Genomic DNA, 20,763 nt, shown 5'->3' on the forward strand with positions numbered 1-20,763 from the left:
AAGCCACTTTCTTGCGGGCGAGCAACCGACCGCCGATACTCGGCCCATGAGCGAACGCCCGCAGCGCCAGGACCCCGTCGACGCGATCATCGACCAGTGGGCGACCGTGCGCCCCGACCTCGACACCAGGCCGATGGAGATCTTCGGGCGGATCCACCGCCTCTCCCGCACGATGGGCGACCGCACGGAGAAGGCGTACGCGCCCCACGGCATCTCGCGCGGCGAGTTCGACGTCCTGGCGACGCTGCGCCGCTCCGGCGAGCCCTACACGCTCTCACCCCGCCAGCTCTCGGCGACGCTGATGCTCACCACCGGAGGCATGACCGGCCGCCTCGACAAACTGGAACGGGCCGGCCTGCTGCGCCGCTCCCCCGACCCGCACGACCGCCGCGGCCTGCACGTCACGCTCACCGAGAAGGGGCTGGCCCTCATCGACGAGGCGGTCGGCGCGGGTGTCGCCGTCCAGACGGAGGCCCTGTCGGCCCTCACCGACGAGCAGGCCGGCCAACTGGCCGACCTGCTGCGGGAACTGCTCGCGGGGACGCCCGAAGACCGGTAGGGATGCCCGAGCACCGGTAGGCAGGCCTCCGCTCACCCCAGGTGAGCGACGAGCGCCGCCTCGACCGCCGCCGCGTCCGCCGCGTCCGCCGCCCACGCCACGTATCCGTCGGGCCTCACGAGCACGGTCGTACGGCGGTCGCCCGCCCAGCGCTCGACGGCCAGCCGGTCCTCGCGGGCGCCCTGGCCGTCGTACGACTCCGCTTCGTCCGCCCTCGGCGTGATCAGCACGAACCGCCCGCCGCGCAGGGCCTCGTAGAGGCGGCCGCCGCCGGCGAGTGCGACGTCGGAGGCTCGGGTGCCGGCAAGGCGGTGGGCGCCGCGTGGAGCGGGGTAGCGGTAGCCGATGCCGGAGATCTGGGCCAGGGCCTTCGCCCGGGCCGGCCGGGCCACGCGGGCGAAGGCGGAGACGAGGGCGCGTACGGCTCGCAGGCCCGGGCTCTGCGCCCGTGCCAGCCGGACCAGCCCGCCACTGCTGCGCAGCACGGCCTTGCCGACGGGGTGGCGCTCGGCCTGGTAGCTGTCCAGCAGACCCTCCGGCGCCCAGCCCCGCACGGCCGCGGCCAGCTTCCAGCCGAGGTTGGCCGCGTCCTGGAGGCCGGTGTTCATGCCCTGACCGCCGGCCGGCGAGTGCACGTGCGCGGCGTCGCCGGCGAGGAAGACCCGCCCGACCCGGTACTCGGGTGCCTGCCGTTCGTCGCTGTGGAAGCGGGAGAGCCAGCGGGCGTCGTGCATGCCGAAGTCGGTACCCAGGGCGCGCCGGGTGACGTCCTTGACCTCGTCGAGGTCGAGCGGGACGTCGTCGGGGACCTCGTGGCGTCGGCTCCAGCCCATGACGCGGTACCAGCCGTCACCGAAGGCCGCGATCATCGCGAAGGCGTCACCCGCGCCGTTGACGGTGAGCACGCTCCCCGGCTGCTCGGTGAGCCGGACGTCCGCGAGGAACAGGGACTTGATGACGGAGACGCCGGGAAAGGGCAGGCCGACGGCACGGCGTACGGAGCTGCGGTGCCCGTCCGCGCCGACGACGTAGGCCGCGCGACGCGTGACGACCGCCCCGTCCGGGCCGCGTACATCGAGGTCGACCCCACTGTCGTCCTGCCGCAGCCCGACGACCTCGTTCTCGAAGAGGAACTCGACGCCGAGCTCCCGCGCCCGCCGCTCCAGCAGCCGCTCGACCTCGTACTGCGGGGTGATGAGCAGGAACGGGAAGCGGGACGGCAGCGTGCCCAGGTCGAGCGAGAGACGACGGAAGAGTCGCAGCTCGGTGATGGTGCTGCCGGTGGCGAGCAGCGGGTCGGCGAGGCCGCGGGCGTCGAGCTGCTCCAGGGTGCGGGCGTGCACGCCGAAGGCGCGGGAGAGGTTGCTGATCTTGTGGGGGCGCTTCTCGACGAGGGCGACGGGGACGCCGGCGGCGGCGAGGTCACCGGCGAGGAGGAGGCCGGTGGGGCCGGCGCCGACGACGATCACGGGGTGGGTGATGCCTACGGTGCCGGTGTGAGTGCCGTTCATGGTGGCCTCCTATTGTCAACACTCGTTTGCCAACGTCTGTTTGCCAACGCTTGTTGGCAACATTAGAACCGCACCCTTTGGGTGTCAACAGGTGTTGGCCTACAGTTGTTGGCATGATGCACAGCAAGCCCTCCACTCCGCCTCGCCGCTCCGAGGCCACGCGCAAGGCGATCCTCGACGCCGCCCGCGAGCGCTTCGCGACCGACGGGTACGACCGCGCCACCATCCGGGCCATCGCCAAGGACGCGTCCATCGATCCGTCGATGGTGATGCGCTACTACGGCAACAAGGAGGGCCTGTTCGCGGCGGCCGTCGCCATCGATCTGCGGCTGCCCGACCCGGGGTCACTGACCCGGGAGGACGTCGGCCGGGCGCTCGTGACGCACTTCCTGAGCATGTGGGAGAGGAACGAGGTGCTCACGGCCCTGCTCAGAGTCGGCGTGACCAACGAGGCCGGGGCCGAGCGCATGCGGGGCATCTTCGGGGACCAGCTGGTGCCGGTCGCGCGCCGGATGTGCCCCGACCCCGAGCAGGCCCCCGCGCGGGCGGCCCTGGTCTCGGCGCAGTTGCTGGGGCTGGCGCTCACGCGCTACGTCCTGCGGTTTCCGCCCGCCGTGGATCTGGCCCCCGAGGAGGTCGTGGCATGGCTGGCGCCCACGGTGCAGCGGTATCTGACGGCGCCGTACCCGGCGTGAGAACACACCGAGGGCGCCGGCCTCGTCGTCGCATACGGCGGTTACGCGTACGTGGTGACGGGGCCGACGCCCTCGGGAAGAGCTGTGAGCGGGCTCAGCCGCCCTGATCAGGCCTTCTCGGCCTGCTCGACCTGCTCGGGCCTGTTCAGGCCTTCGCCTTGGCCTTTGCCTTCGGCTGGCGGTCGGTGGAGCGGTCCAGGACCATCACGAGGCCCGCGATGACCGCGAACAGCACGATCGGGGCCAAGACGAACTGGCCCAGCGTCTCCATGACGCTCAGGCCCTGGCCGGGGTCGTCGCCGTCGTCACGCGTGAGCGCGAGCGCGGGGGACGACATGAGCAGCATCATCAGCGTCGTACCGGCAGCCAGGGCGCCGGCGCGCAGGGCGTTCTTCTTGTCCACGGTCCCAAAAGTACAGAACCCCATGACGGGCCGCGCGCCCGGGGTGCCGTATGCGACGCGGGCCCGCCCGGCCCTCACACCGGGTTCCCGTCGGGCGCGGCCGGCACCCCCGCCCGCAGCACCTCCACCAATGCCCGCACCCTGGGCGAAGCCGCCAGGTCCTCCAGCGTCACCGCCCTCCCCCCGGCATCGGCGATCGGCAGCCGCCAGTTCGGATACTGGTCCCACGTCCCCGGCAGGTTCTGCGGCCGCCGGTCGCCCACGCCGTCCGGGAGCCAGACGCCGACCATGCGGGCCGGGGTGCGCAGCAGGAAGCGGTGGACGGCCTGGATCTCGGCCTCCTCCTCCGAGGTGCAGTGCCCGCCGTGGGAGCCGCGCAGCAGTCCCAGCCGGGACAGCAGCTCCAGCCACTCGCCGGTGTCCGCCGACGCCTGCGCCCGCTCCTGCTCCAGGGGGCGGGTCAACAGGCCGAGGCCGTCGCGGAGTTCGACGTGTTCGCCGGTGAGGCGGGCCGCGGTGGGCGGCAGGTCGTGGGTGGTGGCGGTGGCGAGGCAGTCGGCGCGCCAGGATGCGGGAGGCAGGGGTCGGCCGTCGCCGTCCCAGTCCCGCTCGAACCACAGCACCGAGGTGCCGAGCACGCCCCGCGAACGCAACGTCTCCCGTACGCCCGGCTCCACCGTGCCGAGATCCTCCCCGATCACCACGGCCCCGGCCCGGGAGGCCTCCAGCACCAGGATCGCGAGCATGGCCTCGGCGTCGTAACGGACGTACGTCCCCTCCGTCGGCGCGTGCCCCTGCGGCACCCACCACAGCCGGAACAGCCCCATGACGTGGTCGATGCGCAGGGCGCCCGCGGACCGGAACAACGCCCGCAGCAGTCGGCGGTACGGCTCGTACCCCGACTCGGCCAGCCGGTCCGGCCGCCAGGGCGGCAGCCCCCAGTCCTGGCCACGCGCGTTGAAGGCGTCCGGCGGCGCGCCCACCGACATCCCGGCGGCGAAGTACTCCTGCTGCGCCCAGGCGTCGGCGCCCCCGGGATGCACCCCGACCGCGAGGTCGTGCACGATCCCGACCGGCATCCCGGCTTCCCGGGCGGCGCGCTGGGCGGCGGTGAGCTGGGTGTCGGTGAGCCACGCGAGGCGGCAGTGGAAGTCGACCCGGTCCATCAACTCGCGTCGCGCGCGGGCCGTTTCGGGCGACCGGGGATCCCGCAGCCCCGCCGGCCACCGGGACCAGTCCGAGCCGTGCGCCTCGGCGAGCGCGCACCAGGTGGCGTGGTCCTCCAGCGCCTGCCCCTCGCGCGCGAGGAAGTCGACGTACGCGGCCTGCCGCCCCGGCCCGAGCGGCACCTCGCGCACCAGTTCCAGCGCCTCGCGCTTCGCCTCCCACACCGCGTCCCGGTCGATCAGCTCCCCCTTGTCCAGCACCGCTTCCCGAAGCCGCCCGGCCCGCTCCAGCAGCCCCCGCACGCGCTCGCGGTCCTCGACGTACGCGAACTCGGGGACGTCCTCGACCCGCAGGTGCACGGGGTCGGGGAAGCGGCGGGAGGACGGGCGGTAGGGGGACGGGTCGGTAGGGGTGCCGGGTACGGCCGCGTGCAGCGGGTTGACCTGGACGAATCCAGCGCCGAGCGCCCGGCCGGCCCAGGCGGCGAGTTCGGCGAGGTCGCCGAGGTCGCCCATGCCCCAGGAGCGACGGGAGAGGAGGGAGTAGAGCTGGACGAGAAGGCCGTACGAGCGTCCGGCGGGTGCGGGCAGGCGGGGCGGGGCGACGACCAGATGCGTGGTCGCCGTACGGCCGTCCGGCGCGGTCGCCGTCAAACGGTGGACGCCGGGCGGGAGTTGATCGACAGCGGCCTGCGACCCGCCCTGCTCGGTCTCGATGCGCAGCCGGGTGCCGGCCGGCAGGGCGGCCAGCGTCTCGGGCTCGGCGTCGCCGCTCCAGCACACCACCGTCGTCGGCAGCAGCCGCTCACGCAGCTCCCGCTCCCGGGCGGCGAGCGCGCCGCGGACGGCGTCGGGTGTGCTCGTGTCGATGTCGAGGGCGGCCAGGGCGAGGGTGAGTGCGGTGGCGGAGGCCGTGACCCTGCGGTCCGGGGACGGCTCGTAGGAGGTGGCGACACCGTGCAGCTCGGCGAGCCGGGACAGGTCGTCGCAGGGGAGTTCCAGGTCCGGTGCGCCGGGCGGCCGCTGTGCTGTCATCTAGGGCCTCGGGGCGCGCAAGTCCATGTCCACACCGGTGTCCATACCCGTATCCGCCTCCACGTCCCAGGTGGCCGCCTCGCTCGTCAGTGGCGCGGCGTCGGCGAGCGGCGGCTCGCTGGTGAGGGGCTCGGCGTCGGGGAGGGGCGGTTCGCTGGTGAGGGGGATCTCGGCACAGGCGCCCTCGGCACTGAAGACGCAGGCGTACATCTCGGGCTCGAAGGGCGCCTCAGGTTTGGACAGGGCCGACGCTGTGGCCATGGGGGCCTCCTTTGGTCGTAGTACGACGGCGGGTCATCGCAGCCCTACCCAGTGGGCGCGTCGGCAGACGTACGGATGGGAACAACGTGCGTGTCATCACATTTCGTTCCGCAACATTTCCGTCGCCGCGCCTTCGCCGAAGGTGATTCACCGGTCACTATTCACTCAGTACATGTACTCAGTAGACAATGATCGGCATGAGCACCCGCCACATCCTGTTGGGGCTGCTCGCCGCGGGGCCGAGCCATGGCTACGACCTCAAGCGACGCCACGACGAACGTTTCCCGCAAGCCCGTCCGCTGGCCTACGGGCAGGTCTACACGACCTTGCGGCGCCTGGTCCGCGACGGCCTGGCCGAGGTCGAGGGCACCGACTCCGACGGCGGCCCGGAGCGGACGGCGTACCGCTCGACACCGGACGGAGCGCGTGAACGGGCCCGGTGGGCCGGGGAGATCGCGCCGCCCGCGCCGTTCGTGACGAACGAGATCTTCGCCAAGGTCGTCGTCTCGATCCTGTCCGGCGGCGACCCGGAGGCCTATCTGCGCGCCCAGCGCGCCGCCCACATGGAGCGGATGCGGGAGCTCACGGCGGTCAAGACCGCGCGCGGCGCCGACCTCGCGACCGTGCTCTCGGCGGACTACGCCCTCAATCACCTCGACGCCGACCTCCGTTGGATGACGACCACGGCGGCCCGGCTCATCACCCTGACCGCGGAGGTCGACACAGCATGAGCGACAGAGAGGGCATGGGTTGCCGCTGCCGGCGGCCCGTGACCTCGTCAAGGCACACAAGCTGATCCGCCGGACAGGCCCTGGCCCCGGGCGGCCGCGCGACCGCCCGGCCCCGGGGCCACCGGGGGACCCTCGGGGCCGGATGTCGCCGGCACCGTACGGCAGGTGTGCGAAGGCCCGGATCGTCAGGCGGAAATGCCGTCGATCCGGGCCATGGCGTCCTCCGCGCCGAACGGCTGCAAGTACGGCAGCCAGCGCGGGTCCCTATGCCCGGTGCCGATGATGCGCCAGGCCAGGCCGGTGGGTGGAGCGGGTTTGTGGCGCAGCCGCCAGCCGATTTCGAACAGGTGTCGGTCGGCCTTCACGTGGTTGCAGCGGCGGCAGGACGCCACCACGTTGTCCCAGACGTGCTTGCCCCCGCGGCTGCGCGGGATGACGTGGTCGACGCTGGTTGCGACGCCACCGCAGTACATGCACCGGCCCCCGTCGCGCGCGAAGAGCGCTCTGCGGGTAAGAGGAACGGGCCCCCGATAGGGAACCCGGACGAATCGCTTGAGCCGGACCACGCTGGGTGCGGGGACTGTGACGGTTGCGCTGTGCATGAAGGCGCCGGACTCCTCGAGGCATACGGCCTTGTTCTCGAGGACGAGGACGAGCGCGCGGCGGAGCGGTACGACGCCGAGTGGCTCGTACGACGCGTTGAGGACCAGGACATGCGGCACGGATGCCTCCTTGGGCGTCGGCGGCGCGTGGCTCGCGCCGGGACGATCTGTAGTCAGTCTCCCCTCTTGCCTGGTGAAAGCGCCACCATGTACCGGTAACGGGCTGAGAGTGTTTTCAACCACATCTCGATCCATCCCCCGGACGATGAACGCTTCATCCCACCAGTTCATCCCCGGGTGGGCACGTTTCCTCCCTCGAACATGGCGCCGATCCACACACGATGCCCCGATAGTGTGGTGGGCCTGCCCCGCCGGTGACCTTTTCGTGACCTTGACCATCTGCCGGTGGGGCGGGCCGCTGCACTGGAGGTACCCGCCGTGTCCTTGCCCGCCTTTCTCCTGGCCGTCGGTTCGACGCCGTCACCGTCTCCCTCGGAGAGCGAGACCCCGTCGGTCCCCACGGTCCAGGACGCCCAGGAGAGCGCGACCCAGGCCGCGAGCTGGGTCGAGCAGAACTGGTCGACCTGGCTCGCGATAGGCCTCAAGGTCCTGCTGATCCTGGTGATCGCCGGGGTGCTGAGAGTGCTGATCCGGCGGGCGATCACCAAGCTCATAGACCGGATGAACCGCACCGCGCAGGCGGTGGACGGTACGGCGATCGGCGGCCTCCTGGTCAATGTCGAGCGCCGCCGTCAGCGCTCCCAGGCGATCGGCTCCGTCCTGCGCTCGGTGGCCAGCTTCCTGATCATGGGCACGGCCGCGCTGATGGTCCTGTCCGCCTTCGACATCAACCTGGCCCCGCTGCTCGCCTCCGCCGGTGTCGCGGGCGTGGCGATCGGCTTCGGCGCCCGCAACCTGGTCACCGACTTCCTCTCCGGCGTCTTCATGATCCTGGAGGACCAGTACGGCGTCGGCGACTCGATCGACGCGGACGTCGCCTCCGGCGAGGTCATCGAGGTCGGCCTGCGCGTGACCAAGCTGCGCGGCGACAACGGCGAGATCTGGTACGTCCGCAACGGCGAGGTCAAGCGCATCGGCAACCTCTCGCAGGGCTGGTCGACGGCGGGCGTGGACGTCACGGTCCGCCCCTCCGAGAACCTCGACCGGGTCAAGGCCGTGCTGAGCGAGGTCGGCGAGGCGATGAGCAAGGAGGAGCCCTGGAACGAGCTCCTCTGGGGCCCGATCGAGGTCCTCGGCCTGGACAGCGTGCTGCTGGACTCGATGGTCGTCCGCGTCTCGGCGAAGACCATGCCCGGCAAGTCCCTCACCGTCGAACGCGAGCTGCGCTGGCGCATCAAGCGCGCCTTCGACGCCGCCGACATCCCGATCGTCGGCCGCCCGGCGCTCCCGGTGGAGGACGCGGCCGCGACCGACCCGACGGCGGGCATCTCGGCCCCGTCGGCCTACGCCAACACCTCGTCGCCGCAGGCCCAGGCGGCCACTCCGCTGACGCCGCCGAGCGTGACGAAGTAGGCCCACGAGGCCGCAGCAGCCGTATCACGAAGGGGCGCCCGGACGATTCCGGGCGCCCCTTGTCCGTCCGGCAACTCGGGAGTGCGCGGCGAGGGCGGGTTCCTTACGTTGCCGGATCCGGCGGCTCGTTCCGCGGTGCCGTCTCCTCGGCCGCCATGACTAGGCCGGGGACCTTGGGGAGTGCGGTGCGCACGGCGTCGGTCACGCGCGGGAGGTCGACGCCGAGGCGGGTGAGCCGGGGAAGCAGGTCATCCAGGGGGAGGCCGGCGAAGCGGACGATACGGAGGAAGTCACTGATCGGGTTGCCCAGGGACAGGGGGAGGCGAATGCTGTCCTCGCCCTGCTCGAACTCTTCGAGGCAGAGGCGGCGGTCGGTTCCGTCCAAGTCGTCCAGGCCTCGTGCAGGAAGCTGCAGACCGAACGCGGTGAGGCGCTCAATGACCTCGTCCTGCTCCATCAGCAGAGCGGGTGGTACGGAGACGAGATGGTAAACCGGCACCGGCTTGTCCCAGTCGAGCCAATGCCCTGCTGACTCTCCGTGACTCAGCCCAGGCCTGATGAGGTCGGTGTCATGTGTGCTCGCCTTGGTCGGCGCCTCGGCGAGCGATGTTCGCAGACCGTAGCGGTTCAGGCAGTCGATGATCGCCTGGGGGGACACGCGCCGGTACTCGGCGGTCCGGATCACTTCACGCGCGGGGACCGGGCGGTCCGGCACAAATCCTTCCCCGAAGGGCAGGCTGTAGTAAACGCTGCGGAGCACTTGCCCATCGCCCGGGGAGGCATGTTCAGGATGCTCGATGTTCGGTGCGTGCAGGCCATACTCTCGGAGCCGCACCGCGACCGCCGCCAACGGAAGCTTGCTTTCCTCGGCCGCCTGCACCAACGAGTGGAGGAGAACTTCCGGGCCGTCCCCCTGCCAGGTGACACCCGTGTGCAGGATCACCGGGTCCTTCTGCTCGGCCCGCTCCGGTAAGGCGCCGGTGGAGAGGCCCAATTCCTCAATGCGACGAGCGACGTCGCACAGCGGAACGTCTGCGCTGAGCGCCGCACGGGCGACGAGGTCCGGCGGTACCGGCATCCCCACCGACAAGCGCCCGAGCTCGCCGCCCCAGCCCCACTCCGCGCTCTGCCGCAGCAGCTCATCGGCGGACCGCTCGTCCAGGGAACCCAGGTCCGGACGGTATCCGTAGGCCTGCAGCAGCCCGACCACCTCGGGAAATGACAGGCCGAGACTCATGACGGCTTGCAATACATGTCCCACGCTGACCGGTTCGGCAAGATCGAGCCACGGAGGCACACCGTCCAGATCACGGCTGAGCAGAGGCAACGCCCGCTCATCGAGGGTCTCTGCCGGGATGGCCTCTTCGGAAGCCTTGAAGCCCAGCGCCCTCATCCGAGCAGCGGCCTCGTCGATACCGATGTTCAAGAGCAGGTGTGCTTTGAGCAGATGGCCCGGCGGCACCGGCTCTTCGGCTTCGATCCAATCTCCACTTCCGTTGTCGCCCAGTTCTTCGCCGAGAAGCGCTACCCCGGTCTGGTCCGCGACGACCGCGTGACCGGACTGTCGCGGGGTCGGCAGGCAGAGCTGCTCCATGCGTGACACGACTTCCTCGTACGACACTCCGCACGCCGTCGCCGCCGAGAGGGCATGGCCGGGGTGGGCCAACTCCCCGACGTTGCCTTCCGGGTCGATGCAGTGTCGGTGGTTCCACCTCCCGGAGATCACAGTGCGCAGCAGGGCGTCCGACGGTCGAGCGGCAAGAACTCCCTCGACCCGGGACAGCTCGGGAACGATCTGGGTCAGCACGGACAGTTCGGCGTTCGGCCGATGTGCGAGCAGCCGCCACAGCAACGTGACGTCGTCCAGGCGGCTGCCGACCCGACCTGCTGGGGTCTCGCCCACACTCGCCGTGTCCTCCTCGATCCCCGAGTCCGCACGATGAACGACGAGGACGTCGGGTGGGAAGAAGCCGGCCGTGGCGACAGGTGCCGGGTGGCCATGCAGGTCGAGCACGAACCGCTCCGCTGCGGCGGCATCGGTCACGATGTCGGCCAACCGGGGGCTGTGCCCCGCGACACCCGACAGCCAGTCGACGTCCAGCAGGGGTGGATCCGCGGCGAACAGGACCGGCAGCGCTGCTCTGATGAGCTCCTCCACCTTCTCGCACACGTCCTCGTCCAGGATCTCCGTACGATCCACCGACAGATCCCGGGGTCGCGTCCTCCCCGTCAGGTTCACCACGGCCCCGCGCAGCCGGCCCAGACCCCCCGGATCGGTGAGCACACCGCGCCGCACCCGGGGTTCGGCGTAGATCCCGTCGATCAGGACGCCTCCGCCGTGTTCGCACCAGACGACCTGCCCATCGGCACCGTAGCCGTCCGGAGGCCAGCAGACGGTACGCCCGTGTGCCACGAAGCCGTCCGAGCGGCCGACGAGAGCTTCCTGGGGCCGCAGCACCCCGGGCTGCCACTTCGCCTCCTGGTTCCCGTGCGTGGCGACGGTGCGGAACTCCGCCAAGCCGAGCAGTCGGCGCAGCTCCCGTACGCACGAGGGAGCCTTGTCGCCGTCCCGGAGGTAGAGGCGGACCTTGGTGCCGACGTGACCCGAACTGCTGGTCCTGCTGACCTTGAAGTAGTGACCGGGGCCGGTGATCAGGACGGTGAGTTCCTCATTCCTTCCGTCCGGTCGTGTCGTCACCCGGATCTCGTCCGCGAGCATGAAGTAGCTCAGCACACCGATGCCGAACCTGCTGTTCGGATGGATGGTGATGCCGTGCTCTTCCCACTGTTCGTGCTCCTCCTGAAAGCGGGGCAGGTCCGTGAAGCGCACGCCGGCCCGGGAGAAGACGTCCGCGAGCACGGTCTCGTCCATGCCGATGCCGTTGTCCGCGCATTCCAGGTAGTGGCGCCGCTCGTCCTTGTCATAGCCCTGGGTGAAGGTGATCTCGCCGATGTAGGTGTCACGGCCGTGGCGTTCACGCTCCCGCGCGCGGCGGTAGCGGCAGGCGTCCAGAGCGTTCTGGTAGAGCTCGCGAATGGCGAGGCTGCGGTCCCGGTAGAGGTTCTCGCCCATGAGCAGTTCCTGGATGCGCTCCTCGTCGAGCCGGAACCGGATCACCTCGCCCCCGGCCTGCCGTGGCTCGCCCCGCTCGTCCACCTCACGCACCTCGTCAGCGTGGGCGTACACGGGCAGTGTGCCGATCTCCTCGGCCGTCCTGGTCCCGCGGGCGCCGCGCAGCAGGCCGTCCACGAGCCGGACTTGCTCGGACAGCGCGGCCACGGCGGCGGGGTGGTGGCAGCCGGCCTCCAGCCCGAGCACATCCCGTTGCACGGTCCAGGACGCGTCCCGCACGGTCGTGAACAGACGGCCGGGAGTCAGCGGCTCCGGGATGCCCACGTGCCTGACGACCGTCGACGACAGATCCGTGACCTCGATGGCCAGAGCGTGCGCGATCGCGAACAGCGGGCCCACCAGCCGCTCCCGCACCTGCTGCCAGTCCCTGCCATCAAAGTCGAGAGAGAACGGCTTGTCCTTCAAGGCGCCCTCAGGGCCCTCCCCGTACAGTCTGCGCGGCGTCACCCGCGCACAGGACAGCAGCCGCGACAGCAACCGGGGATTGAGGACGTTCCCGATACCGGCCCCGTCCCCGTCCACCGCCCTCAGCAGAGCCGGGAGGTCCCCGGGCTGCCGCTTTGCCCACTGGTGGAACAGCCACCATCCGATCTCCCGGCTGCCGTCCCGGCGGTCGGGCAGTTCGCCGCCGCGCATCGCCTGGCGGATGAGCCGCTTGTGACCGCGCAGGAACCTCTCGTAGGCCTGCCGTTGGGGGCCGCCTCGGCTCAGCTCCGCCAGGTACGTCGGATCCACCTGGGACAGTCCGGCGACGGTCTGGGCGCTGTGCACCTGGTGGAGGAACGGAAGCAGCGCGAGCAGGGCGGCCTCGGCCGGTGCCAGGGCACCCTGCTGGTGGCCGCGGAGCTGGTACAGCAGGAAGTTGCTCCAGCGGACCATGCGGCCGGCCAGATGCGGGTCGTGCCAGGGGTCGTCGGTGAGGAGGCCGCGCGCCTCCTCGTACCGCTCCGCGAGCCGACTCACGGCGTCCCGGGCCTGCTCCTTCAGAATCGCTGCCCGCTCCTCAGCCCCCGCGGTGACGAACAGCCATGCTTCGCAACCCTCGATGTCGTCCAGCCAGCTCCGCCAGGAGACGGGCGGCGGTGAGGGCAGGGCCGCTGGGCCGGCGATCTCCTCCGGCTTCCTGAGGCGGGCCTGCCGAGCCTCCTCTGCCATTCCGGCCCACTGCGACACCGAGGGAATCCATAAACGCTCTCCGTGCCGTTGCCGGGCGATTCTCGCCAAGGCGCTCAGAAAGTCGTGGTGCTTCCTCTTGTTGACAGGACGAGGCACTCTCCCCGCGATCCACTCGTTGATCGAGCTTTCGGGCGCGGGAAGTTCGCCGGACGTCAGGTGCCGCGCGATCTCGTCGCGCAGCTCTGCCGACGTGGGCCTCCCGGCCGCTGTGATCAGTTTCTGAAGCTGCTCGTCGTACCGCAGCGGTCCCGCCATCCCCGCCGTCCCCTCCGTGCCCGCGCCGACGCCCCAAGTCGCCCGAGCCCATCGACTCGCACGACTCGCACGACTCGTGGAGCCGCACTTTACCCAGTTGACCTGCGGTATCACCCGGAATCAGGCAGATCCGCCAGAACCGCGGGAGGCAGAGGCAGGGCATCGTCGTCGATGTCGCCCTCCCTTTCCACATGCCGGAAGGACCCCGATGGACCCCGTACTCATTGCCGCCGCCTGCACCGTCCTGGCGCTGCTGATCGTGGCCTGCGCAGCCGTGTTCGTGGTCCGGTCCGCGCTCGATGGAGCCGACTCGAAGGACCGCGCGCGCATCCTGGGGGCCGTGGCCGAGGTGATGAGGGCACTGCGGGGGAAGCGATGACGGAGCCGCCTCAGTCGACCCACCCCCGCCACCGCGGCCACGGCGGCTCACACCGGCCGTCGGCGACCGCCTCCTCGTAGGCTCGCCGGATGATCTCCTCCAGCTCGTCCTCGGTCGCGGGCCCCCCGCCGATGACGGAGATCCGGGACTGGGCAACCACGCAGTCACCGTGCGGCACGGGCCGCGTCGCCCAGAAGACGAAGGACACGCCCACGAGGATCACGGCGAGCAGGGCGAGTGGTGAGCGGCCACGGTCACGCGTCATCCGCGCAGCCTAGCCGTGGCCGTTCAGGGCGCCGTCGGCACCGGTCACCATGCCCAGGCCGGCGTCCACGTCTCCTCCTCCCTGCCATCGGCACGGGCCGCGGCGAGGTGGGCGCGCAGTGCCACGAGGGTGGGGTGCGGGTTGTCGGCGCGCCAGAGCAGGGAGTGCGGGTAGACCGGGGCCGGATCGCGCAGCGGGATGCGGCGCAGGTCCTGGTCGGCGGGCCAGACCAGGCGGGTGTCCGCGCCGACGAAGGTCGCCAGTACGGCGGAGTCGGCGATCGTGTCGACGAGCGGATCGGTGCCGAAGTCGGGCCCGGTCGCCTCGATGGTGAGCGCGAACTCGGCGGCGAGGGCGGCGTAGTAGGCGGCCCATTCGGTGCCCTCGACGATGCCGGGCATCCAGATCCGGTGCCCGGCCAGCCGCGTGGGCGTCACGGCGCGGGCGGCGGCGAGAGCGTGAGCGGGGCCGGTCAGGAGCTGCAGCGGCTCGTCGTACACGCGGGCGGCCTCGATGCCGTCGGGCAGCTGCCGTGCGGGCACGGTCACGACACGGAAGGACGCGTCGATCGTGCCGGCCCGCAGGGCGGCGACCGCCGCGTCGGCGTCGAAGAGGGTGACGACGTCGAGGTCGGTGTCGGGGTGGGCGCGGTGGAAGCCGCGCAGCAGGACCGCCGGGGCGAGCCGTCGGCCGATCACATCGACACGCAGGGCACGTCGGCCGGGGCGTACGGAGGCGACGGCCCGTTCCTCGGCCTGGAGGAGGGCACGCGCGTGGGGCAGGAACGCCTGCCCGTCGATGGTGAGCCGGGCCCCGCGCGCGGTGCGCGTGAACAGCCGTACCCCGAGGCGCTTCTCCAGCGCGGCGATGCGCTTGGAGACGGCCTGCTGGGTGATCGACAGGATGGCGGCGGCGTCCTGGAACCGGCCCGTGTCCGCCGCGGCGACGAAGGTGCGCACGGCGTCGAGGTCCACGGCGTCATCGTATGCGCACAACCTCTGGTTGTGGCCGGGCACGCCGATTGGTTGTTTGATCCGGGGAATCGCCTCCGGCTTGGATGGCTCCGGTCAACGTGAGGTTGGGGCTGGGGATGTCGGGCAGGCGGTCGCTGGGACGGGACTTCGGGTGGCTGTGGGCGGCGTACGGGGTCAGTACGTTCGGGACACGGCTGGCCTTCGACGCGTTGCCGCTGATCGCGGTCGTCGTGCTGCACGCCGGGGCGACCGAGGTGGCGCTGCTGGCGGCCTCGGGGCTCGCCGTGGGGGCGCTGGTGGCGGTGCCGCTCGGGGCATGGGTGGAGATCCGCCCGAAGCGGCCGGTGATGGTCGCGGCGGATCTGCTCCGGTGCGCCGCGCTGCTGAGCATCCCCGCCGTCTTCGCCCTGGGCACGCTCGGGCTCGGCCAGCTGCTGGTGGTGTCGGTGCTGGTCGCGGCGGCGGACATCACGTTCATGGCGGCGAGCGGGGCGTATCTGAAGTCCCTGGTGCCGCGCGAGGACCTGCTCGTGGCGAACGGCCGCTTCGAGGCCACGATGTGGACGGCCACCGCGCTCGGCCCACCGCTCGGCGGAGTGGCGGTGGGCGTCTTCGGCCCCATGACGACGGTGCTGGCGGACGCGGCCGGCTACCTGCTGTCGGCGCTGGGGATCCGGGCGATCGGCGGCAAGGAGGCGATCGGCGGTAAGGAAAGGCAACAGTGCCAGGAGGACGAGGAGCGGCGCGGTAAGGAAAGGCAACAGACCTCCCCTGCCACCCCCTCGGGCCTGCGGATGAGCGACCTCCCGGCAGGCTGGCGGCACCTCCTCACCCACTCCACCCTGCGCCCGCTGTTCCTCAACACGATCCTGGTCAACGCCCTGATCATGGCGCCGGCCCCCCTGCTCGCCGTCCTCATGCTCGGCGAACTCGGCTTCACCCCCTGGCAGTACGGCCTCGCCTTCGCCGTGCCGTGCCTGGGCGGCCTGCTGGGCTCGCGCCTGTCCCGGCGCCTGGTCGCCCGCCACGGCGGCCACCGGGTCCTGCTCACCTTCGGCACCCTGCGCGCCTGCTGGCCCGTCGGCCTGGCCTTCGTCGGTCCGGGCACGTCCGGCCTCGTCCTCGTCATGGTCGTCGAGTTCGGCCTGATCACCTGCGTGGCCATCTACAACCCGGTGCTCGCCACCACCCGCCTCGACCTGACCCCACCGGACCGGATCACCCGCACCCTGTCGGCATGGACGGTCACGAGCCGGACGACGACCGCCGCCATGACCGCCCTGTGGGGTCTGCTGGCGGCACTGACCGGCACGCGCACGGCGATCGCCCTCGCCGGCGCCCTGCTCCTCGTGACCCCGCTCCTGCTTCCTCGGCGCGAGCGCACCCCGCAGCACAGCACCACCGGGTAACGACTGCGGCGCCTGGTATAGACCTCTCTTGACGCCACCTCCCCATCGGGTCTACCTTCCTGGGCAAGTCGATAGGAAACTTTCCTAACAGTGATCCTGGATGGACTTCCGTCGTTGATCGCTGAGAAGCTGGTCAGCCGAGAGGCAGGTGTCGATCCCCATGGCAGGAAACGCCGGTACGCCGGGCACCCCGCGCGTCCTGCGCGCCATGAACGACCGTGCCGCCCTGGACCTCCTCCTGGAGCACGGGCAGCTGTCCCGCACGCGGATCGGCAAGCTCACCGGCCTGTCCAAGCCGACCGCCTCCCAGCTGCTGGCCCGTCTGGAGGCCGCCGGCCTCGTCCTGGCCACCGGCACGACGGAGGGCCGACCCGGCCCGGGCGCCCAGCTGTACGAGGTCAATCCGGCCGCCGCGTACGCCGCCGGGCTCGATGTGACCCCCGAACGCATCCTCGCCGCCGTCGCCGACATCACCGGCCGCACGGTCGGGTCGTACGAACTGCCCACCCCCGGCAGACGTACGGCCCATCCCGTCGTACGGCAGGTCACCGACGCCCTGGACGGCGCGGTGAAGGCGGCGGGCCTCGCCCGCGACGACGTCCACCGGCTCGTCATCGGCACCCCCGGCGCCTTCGACCCCAACACGGGCCGGCTGCGCTACGCCTCCCACCTGCCCGGCTGGCACACCCCCGCGCTGCTCGACGAAGTCGCCGCCGCCCTGCCGATGCCGGTCGAGTACGAGAACGACGTCAACCTCGCGGCGGTGGCCGAGCAGCGGCTCGGCGCGGCCCGCGGCCACGAGGACTTCGTACTGCTGTGGAACGAGGGCGGCCTCGGTGCCGCCCTGGTCCTCGGCGGGCGCCTGCACCGCGGCTGGACCGGCGGCGCGGGCGAGGTGGGTTTCCTGCCGGTTCCGGGCGTACCCCTGGTCCGTCAGGTGACCAAAGCCAACAGTGGCGGCTATCAGGAGCTCGCCGGTTCGCAGGCGATCCCCCAACTCGCGCGCGAGATCGGCATGACGAACGTCCCGTCGGGGCCGTACGCCGAGGCCGCCGCCGCCCTCGTCGAACGGGCCGCCGCAGAGGACACCGTCCTCAACCGGCTGCTCCTCCAGACCTACGCGACCCGGCTGGCCACCGGTCTCGCCTCCCTGGTCTCCGTCCTCGACCCCGAACTGGTCGTCCTCAGCGGCGCCTCCCTGACCGCCGGCGGCGAGGTGCTGCGCGCTCTCGTCCAGGACGAGTTGGAGGAGCTGGCCGCGTCCAGGCCCCGGCTCGTCGTCGGTGACGTCCGTGAACACCCCGTACTGCGGGGCGCGTTGGAGAGCGCGCTCGCGACGACACGCGACGAGGTCTTCGACACCTCCCGCTGACCGCCGCCCCGCCGGTCACCCCTTCGCCCCACCCCCCTCAGACACCCCCCCACCTTCCCTCACCCACCCCTGTCCCGCCCTTGGGAGACCTCGCCATGTCCGGAAAGTCCTGGAAAGCCATACCCTCAGTGTCCCGCAAGGCAGCCACCGCCCTCGCCGCCACCGCCTCCTTGGCCCTGCTCGCCACGGCCTGTACGGGCCAGTCGGAGTCCGGCGCCACCGACGACCCCGACGCCAAGGCGACGATCACCTTCTGGCACGGCTGGAGCGCCCCCGCCGAGGTCAAGGCGATCCAGGAGAACGTCGACCGCTTCGAGAAGGCGCACCCGAACATCACGGTGAAGGTCGTCGGCAACATCAACGACGACAAGCTCAACCAGGCGCTGCGCGCGGGCGGTTCGAACGGGCCGGACGTGGTGTCGTCGTTCACGACGTCCAACATCGGCAAGTTCTGCTCCTCGGGCGCCTTCCTCGACCTCAAGCCGTTCATCGAGAAGTCGAAGCTGGACCTCGACAAGACCATCCCGAAGCCGATGCTGGACTACACCCAGTTCGAGGGCACCCGCTGCGCCCTGCCGCTGCTGGGCGACGCCTACGGCCTCTACTACAACAAGGACGCCTTCGAGAAGGCGGGCATCAAGTCCCCGCCGAAGACCTGGTCGGAGTTCGCGGAGGTCGCCAGGAAGCTGACTGTCAGCAAGGGTGACAGTTACCGGCAGCTGGGCTTCATGCCGACGTACCACGGCTACGAGACGGTCGTGGACCACTACATGTCCCAGTGGGACCACGCCTACTTCGGCAAGGACGGCAAGTCCAACATCGCCAAGGACCCGGCCTTCGCCGAGATGTTCACGTACCAGAAGAAGCTGATCGACGACCTCGGCGGCTTCGCGAAGCTGGAGAAGTACCGCAACACCTTCGGTGACGAGTGGGGCGCCAAGCACCCCTTCCAGACCGGCCAGGTGGCCATGCAACTCGACGGCGAGTGGCGCCTCGGGATGGCCAAGGACGCCGGCGTCGACTTCGAGATCGGCACCGCCCCGATGCCCGTCGCCGACGACGAGGCCGACGAGTACGGCAAGGGCTTCCTCTCGGGCACGATCATCGGCATCGCCCCGCAGAGCGAGAAGCAGAACGCCGCCTGGGAGCTGGTGAAGTACCTGACGACCGACACCGAGGCCGTCGTCTCCTTCGCCAACGCCATCCACAACGTGCCCTCCACGTTCGAGGCGCTGAAGTCGCCCGACCTGAAGGTGGACCCCGGCTTCAAGACGTTCCTGGACATCGCCCAGAACGCGCACTCGAACACGCCGCCGGCCTCCGTCAACGGCTCGACCTACCAGACGACGCTCCAGGACTTCGGCTACCAGTACGAGTCCGGCAAGGTGAAGGACCTCAAGGCCGGTCTGAAGAAGACCGCCGCGCAGATCGACACCGACATCGAGCAGGCGAAGTAGCGCCGTCGATGTCCACGCACACTCTCCGCGCGAAGCGCCGCAGGTCGGCGCTTCGGACGGTGGCCTTCCTGTCACCGTGGCTCATCGGGTTCGGCGTCTTCTTCGCCTATCCGCTGGTGTCCACCGTGTACTTCTCGCTGATGAAGTACGACGGCTTCGGCACGCCGGTCTTCCGCGGCCTGGACAACTGGGCCTACGTCTTCAACGACTACCCGCTGTTCTGGCCGGCGCTGCGCAACACGCTCTGGCTGGTGCTGGTGATGGTGACCTGCCGGGTGGTGTTCGGTCTCGGCATCGGCCTGCTCATCACGAAGATCAAGACCGGCACGGGCGTCTTCCGCACCCTGTTCTACCTGCCGTACCTCGCCCCGCCGGTCGCCGCGACCCTCGCCTTCGTCTTCCTCCTCAACCCCGGCACCGGCCCGGTCAACTCGGTCCTCGACGGCCTCGGCCTGCCGACCCCCGGCTGGTTCACGGACCCCGCCTGGTCCAAGCCGGCCCTCACCGCGCTGGCGCTGTGGGGCGTGGGCGACCTCATGGTCATCTTCATGGCCGCGCTGCTCGACGTACCGAAGGAGCAGTACGAGGCCGCCGAGCTGGACGGCACCTCGGCCTGGCAGCGGTTCCGGTACGTCACCCTGCCGAACATCTCGCCGATCGTGATGTTCGCCGTGGTCACGGGCGTGATCCAGACGATGCAGTACTACACACAGCCGCTGGTGGCCGGGAAGGTCGCCTCCGGCATCATCGGCGGCTCCGGCCAGCAGTTCGAGCCCGGCTACCCCGACAAGTCGACGCTCACCCTCCCCCAGCTCGTCTACAACCTCGGCTTCCAGCGCTTCGACTACGGCTCGGCCTGCGTGGTCGCGCTCGTTCTGTTCGCCCTCGCCATGGCGTTCACCGCACTGCTGATGCGGCGCCGGGGCGGACTGATCCAGGCAGGTGACTGACCATGACCCAAGTGCTGGACAAACCCGTTCAGTTGGGAACCCCGACAGTCGCCGAGCGCACGGCCCGCCGCAAGGCACTCCTGGAATGGATAGCGATCCACTCCCTCGGCATCGCGGCCGCGCTCTTCTTCACCCTGCCCTTCGTGTTCGTCGTCCTGACCTCCCTGATGAGCGACCAGCAGGCGCTCACCCGCGACCTGGTCCCGGACACCTGGCAGTGGAGCAACTACACCAAGGTCTTCGACACCCCGGGCTTCCTCACCTGGTGGAAGAACACGCTGATCTACGCCGGCCTGGGCACGGTCCTCACCGTGGTGTCGTCGGTCCCGGTGGCGTACGCGCTCGCCAAATTCCGCTTCCGCGGCCGGAACGTGGCGCTGATGCTGGTCATCTCGATGATGATGCTGCCGCCGCAGGTCGTCATCATCCCGATGTACCTGTTCTGGGCGAAGCAGCTGGACCTCTCGGGGAGCCTGTGGCCCCTGATCATCCCGATGGCGTTCGGGGACGCGTTCTCGATCTTCCTCCTGCGCCAGTTCCTGACGACGATCCCGAACGAGTACCTGGACGCGGCGAAGGTGGACGGCTGCGGCGAACTGCGCACGCTGCTGAAGGTCGTTCTCCCGATGGCCAGACCGGGCATAGCCGCGGTGGCCCTGTTCCAGTTCTTCTACGCGTGGAACGACTACTTCGGCCCCCAGATCTACGCGTCCGAGAACCCGGGCGCCTGGACCCTCTCCTACGGCCTGGAGTCGTTCAAGGGAGCGCACCACACCGACTGGAACCTGACCATGGCCGCGACCGTACTGGTCATGGCCCCCGTGATCGTCGTGTTCTTCTTCGCCCAGAAGGCGTTCGTAGAGGGCGTCACGCTAACCGGAGTAAAGGGTTGAACAC

18 protein-coding genes are annotated in these 20,763 nt (G+C 70.6%); 10 read left to right on the plus strand and 8 right to left on the minus strand.

The features are described 5' to 3' along the window. Positions 1-46 precede the first annotated feature (46 nt). On the plus strand, positions 47-559 hold the full coding sequence (locus EJ357_RS15980) for a MarR family winged helix-turn-helix transcriptional regulator (RefSeq protein WP_126392264.1): 513 nt from the start codon (positions 47-49) through the stop codon (positions 557-559). 32 nt (positions 560-591) lie between these two features. Here EJ357_RS15980 and EJ357_RS15985 read toward each other — a convergent pair whose 3' ends face one another. Continuing rightward, positions 592-2,070 carry an FAD-dependent monooxygenase gene (locus tag EJ357_RS15985; protein ID WP_126392265.1) on the minus strand — a complete coding sequence of 493 codons (1,479 nt, stop codon included), beginning with the start codon at positions 2,068-2,070 and terminating at the stop codon, positions 592-594. 113 nt (positions 2,071-2,183) lie between these two features. Here EJ357_RS15985 and EJ357_RS15990 point away from each other — a divergent pair, with 113 nt between their 5' ends. Next, complete coding sequence (locus EJ357_RS15990) at positions 2,184-2,765, plus strand: TetR/AcrR family transcriptional regulator (RefSeq protein ID WP_126392266.1); 582 nt, start codon at positions 2,184-2,186, stop codon at positions 2,763-2,765. Positions 2,766-2,910: 145 nt separating this feature from the next. Here the strand turns inward: EJ357_RS15990 and EJ357_RS15995 are convergent, their stop codons facing one another. From EJ357_RS15995 to EJ357_RS16005, 3 genes are all read right to left on the minus strand, one after another. Beyond that, the gene (locus EJ357_RS15995) at positions 2,911-3,168 is read right to left on the minus strand and encodes a hypothetical protein (protein WP_031476771.1); all 258 of its coding nucleotides are present in this window, start codon (positions 3,166-3,168) and stop codon (positions 2,911-2,913) included. Positions 3,169-3,242: 74 nt separating this feature from the next. Continuing rightward, positions 3,243-5,369, minus strand: a complete 2,127-nt coding sequence (gene malQ / locus EJ357_RS16000) for a 4-alpha-glucanotransferase (protein ID WP_126392267.1) — start codon at positions 5,367-5,369, stop codon at positions 3,243-3,245. After that, a complete protein-coding gene (locus EJ357_RS16005) occupies positions 5,370-5,630 on the minus strand; it encodes a hypothetical protein (RefSeq protein WP_126392268.1) in 261 nt (86 codons plus the stop codon). It lies immediately after the preceding gene. Between the two features lie 197 nt (positions 5,631-5,827). On the opposite strand from EJ357_RS16005, the gene EJ357_RS16010 reads away from it, so the two are divergent. Further along, positions 5,828-6,361, plus strand: coding sequence for a PadR family transcriptional regulator (locus tag EJ357_RS16010; protein ID WP_126392269.1), 534 nt, complete (start codon positions 5,828-5,830; stop codon positions 6,359-6,361). Positions 6,362-6,546: 185 nt separating this feature from the next. Here EJ357_RS16010 and EJ357_RS16015 read toward each other — a convergent pair whose 3' ends face one another. Then, complete coding sequence (locus EJ357_RS16015) at positions 6,547-7,083, minus strand: HNH endonuclease (RefSeq protein WP_030049754.1); 537 nt, start codon at positions 7,081-7,083, stop codon at positions 6,547-6,549. 318 nt (positions 7,084-7,401) lie between these two features. On the opposite strand from EJ357_RS16015, the gene EJ357_RS16020 reads away from it, so the two are divergent. Continuing rightward, positions 7,402-8,496, plus strand: a complete 1,095-nt coding sequence (locus EJ357_RS16020) for a mechanosensitive ion channel family protein (protein WP_126392270.1) — start codon at positions 7,402-7,404, stop codon at positions 8,494-8,496. A 103-nt stretch (positions 8,497-8,599) separates the two neighbouring features. Here EJ357_RS16020 and EJ357_RS16025 read toward each other — a convergent pair whose 3' ends face one another. Continuing rightward, positions 8,600-13,060: a wHTH domain-containing protein gene (locus tag EJ357_RS16025; RefSeq protein ID WP_126392271.1), complete on the minus strand. Its 4,461-nt coding sequence runs from the start codon at positions 13,058-13,060 to the stop codon at positions 8,600-8,602. Between the two features lie 208 nt (positions 13,061-13,268). Here EJ357_RS16025 and EJ357_RS48300 point away from each other — a divergent pair, with 208 nt between their 5' ends. Next, positions 13,269-13,439, plus strand: coding sequence for a hypothetical protein (locus tag EJ357_RS48300; protein WP_175647409.1), 171 nt, complete (start codon positions 13,269-13,271; stop codon positions 13,437-13,439). A gap of 10 nt (positions 13,440-13,449) precedes the next feature. Here EJ357_RS48300 and EJ357_RS16030 read toward each other — a convergent pair whose 3' ends face one another. After that, positions 13,450-13,704 carry a hypothetical protein gene (locus EJ357_RS16030; RefSeq protein WP_126392272.1) on the minus strand — a complete coding sequence of 85 codons (255 nt, stop codon included), beginning with the start codon at positions 13,702-13,704 and terminating at the stop codon, positions 13,450-13,452. A 44-nt stretch (positions 13,705-13,748) separates the two neighbouring features. Then, complete coding sequence (locus EJ357_RS16035; protein ID WP_126392273.1) at positions 13,749-14,678, minus strand: LysR family transcriptional regulator; 930 nt, start codon at positions 14,676-14,678, stop codon at positions 13,749-13,751. Between the two features lie 116 nt (positions 14,679-14,794). On the opposite strand from EJ357_RS16035, the gene EJ357_RS16040 reads away from it, so the two are divergent. The 5 genes from EJ357_RS16040 (at position 14,795) to EJ357_RS16060 (ending at position 20,759) form a co-directional block, all read left to right on the plus strand. Further along, complete coding sequence (locus tag EJ357_RS16040) at positions 14,795-16,087, plus strand: MFS transporter (protein ID WP_126392274.1); 1,293 nt, start codon at positions 14,795-14,797, stop codon at positions 16,085-16,087. Between the two features lie 160 nt (positions 16,088-16,247). Then, positions 16,248-17,459, plus strand: coding sequence for an ROK family transcriptional regulator (locus EJ357_RS16045; RefSeq protein ID WP_126392275.1), 1,212 nt, complete (start codon positions 16,248-16,250; stop codon positions 17,457-17,459). Between the two features lie 119 nt (positions 17,460-17,578). Continuing rightward, positions 17,579-18,916, plus strand: a complete 1,338-nt coding sequence (locus EJ357_RS16050; RefSeq protein ID WP_126399528.1) for an ABC transporter substrate-binding protein — start codon at positions 17,579-17,581, stop codon at positions 18,914-18,916. Between the two features lie 8 nt (positions 18,917-18,924). After that, a complete protein-coding gene (locus EJ357_RS16055; RefSeq protein ID WP_126392276.1) occupies positions 18,925-19,866 on the plus strand; it encodes a carbohydrate ABC transporter permease in 942 nt (313 codons plus the stop codon). A gap of 2 nt (positions 19,867-19,868) precedes the next feature. Next, on the plus strand, positions 19,869-20,759 hold the full coding sequence (locus tag EJ357_RS16060) for a carbohydrate ABC transporter permease (RefSeq protein ID WP_126392277.1): 891 nt from the start codon (positions 19,869-19,871) through the stop codon (positions 20,757-20,759). The last annotated feature ends 4 nt before the right edge of the window (positions 20,760-20,763 follow it).

Source organism: Streptomyces cyaneochromogenes (genome assembly GCF_003963535.1).
Classification (GTDB): domain Bacteria; phylum Actinomycetota; class Actinomycetes; order Streptomycetales; family Streptomycetaceae; genus Streptomyces; species Streptomyces shaanxiensis.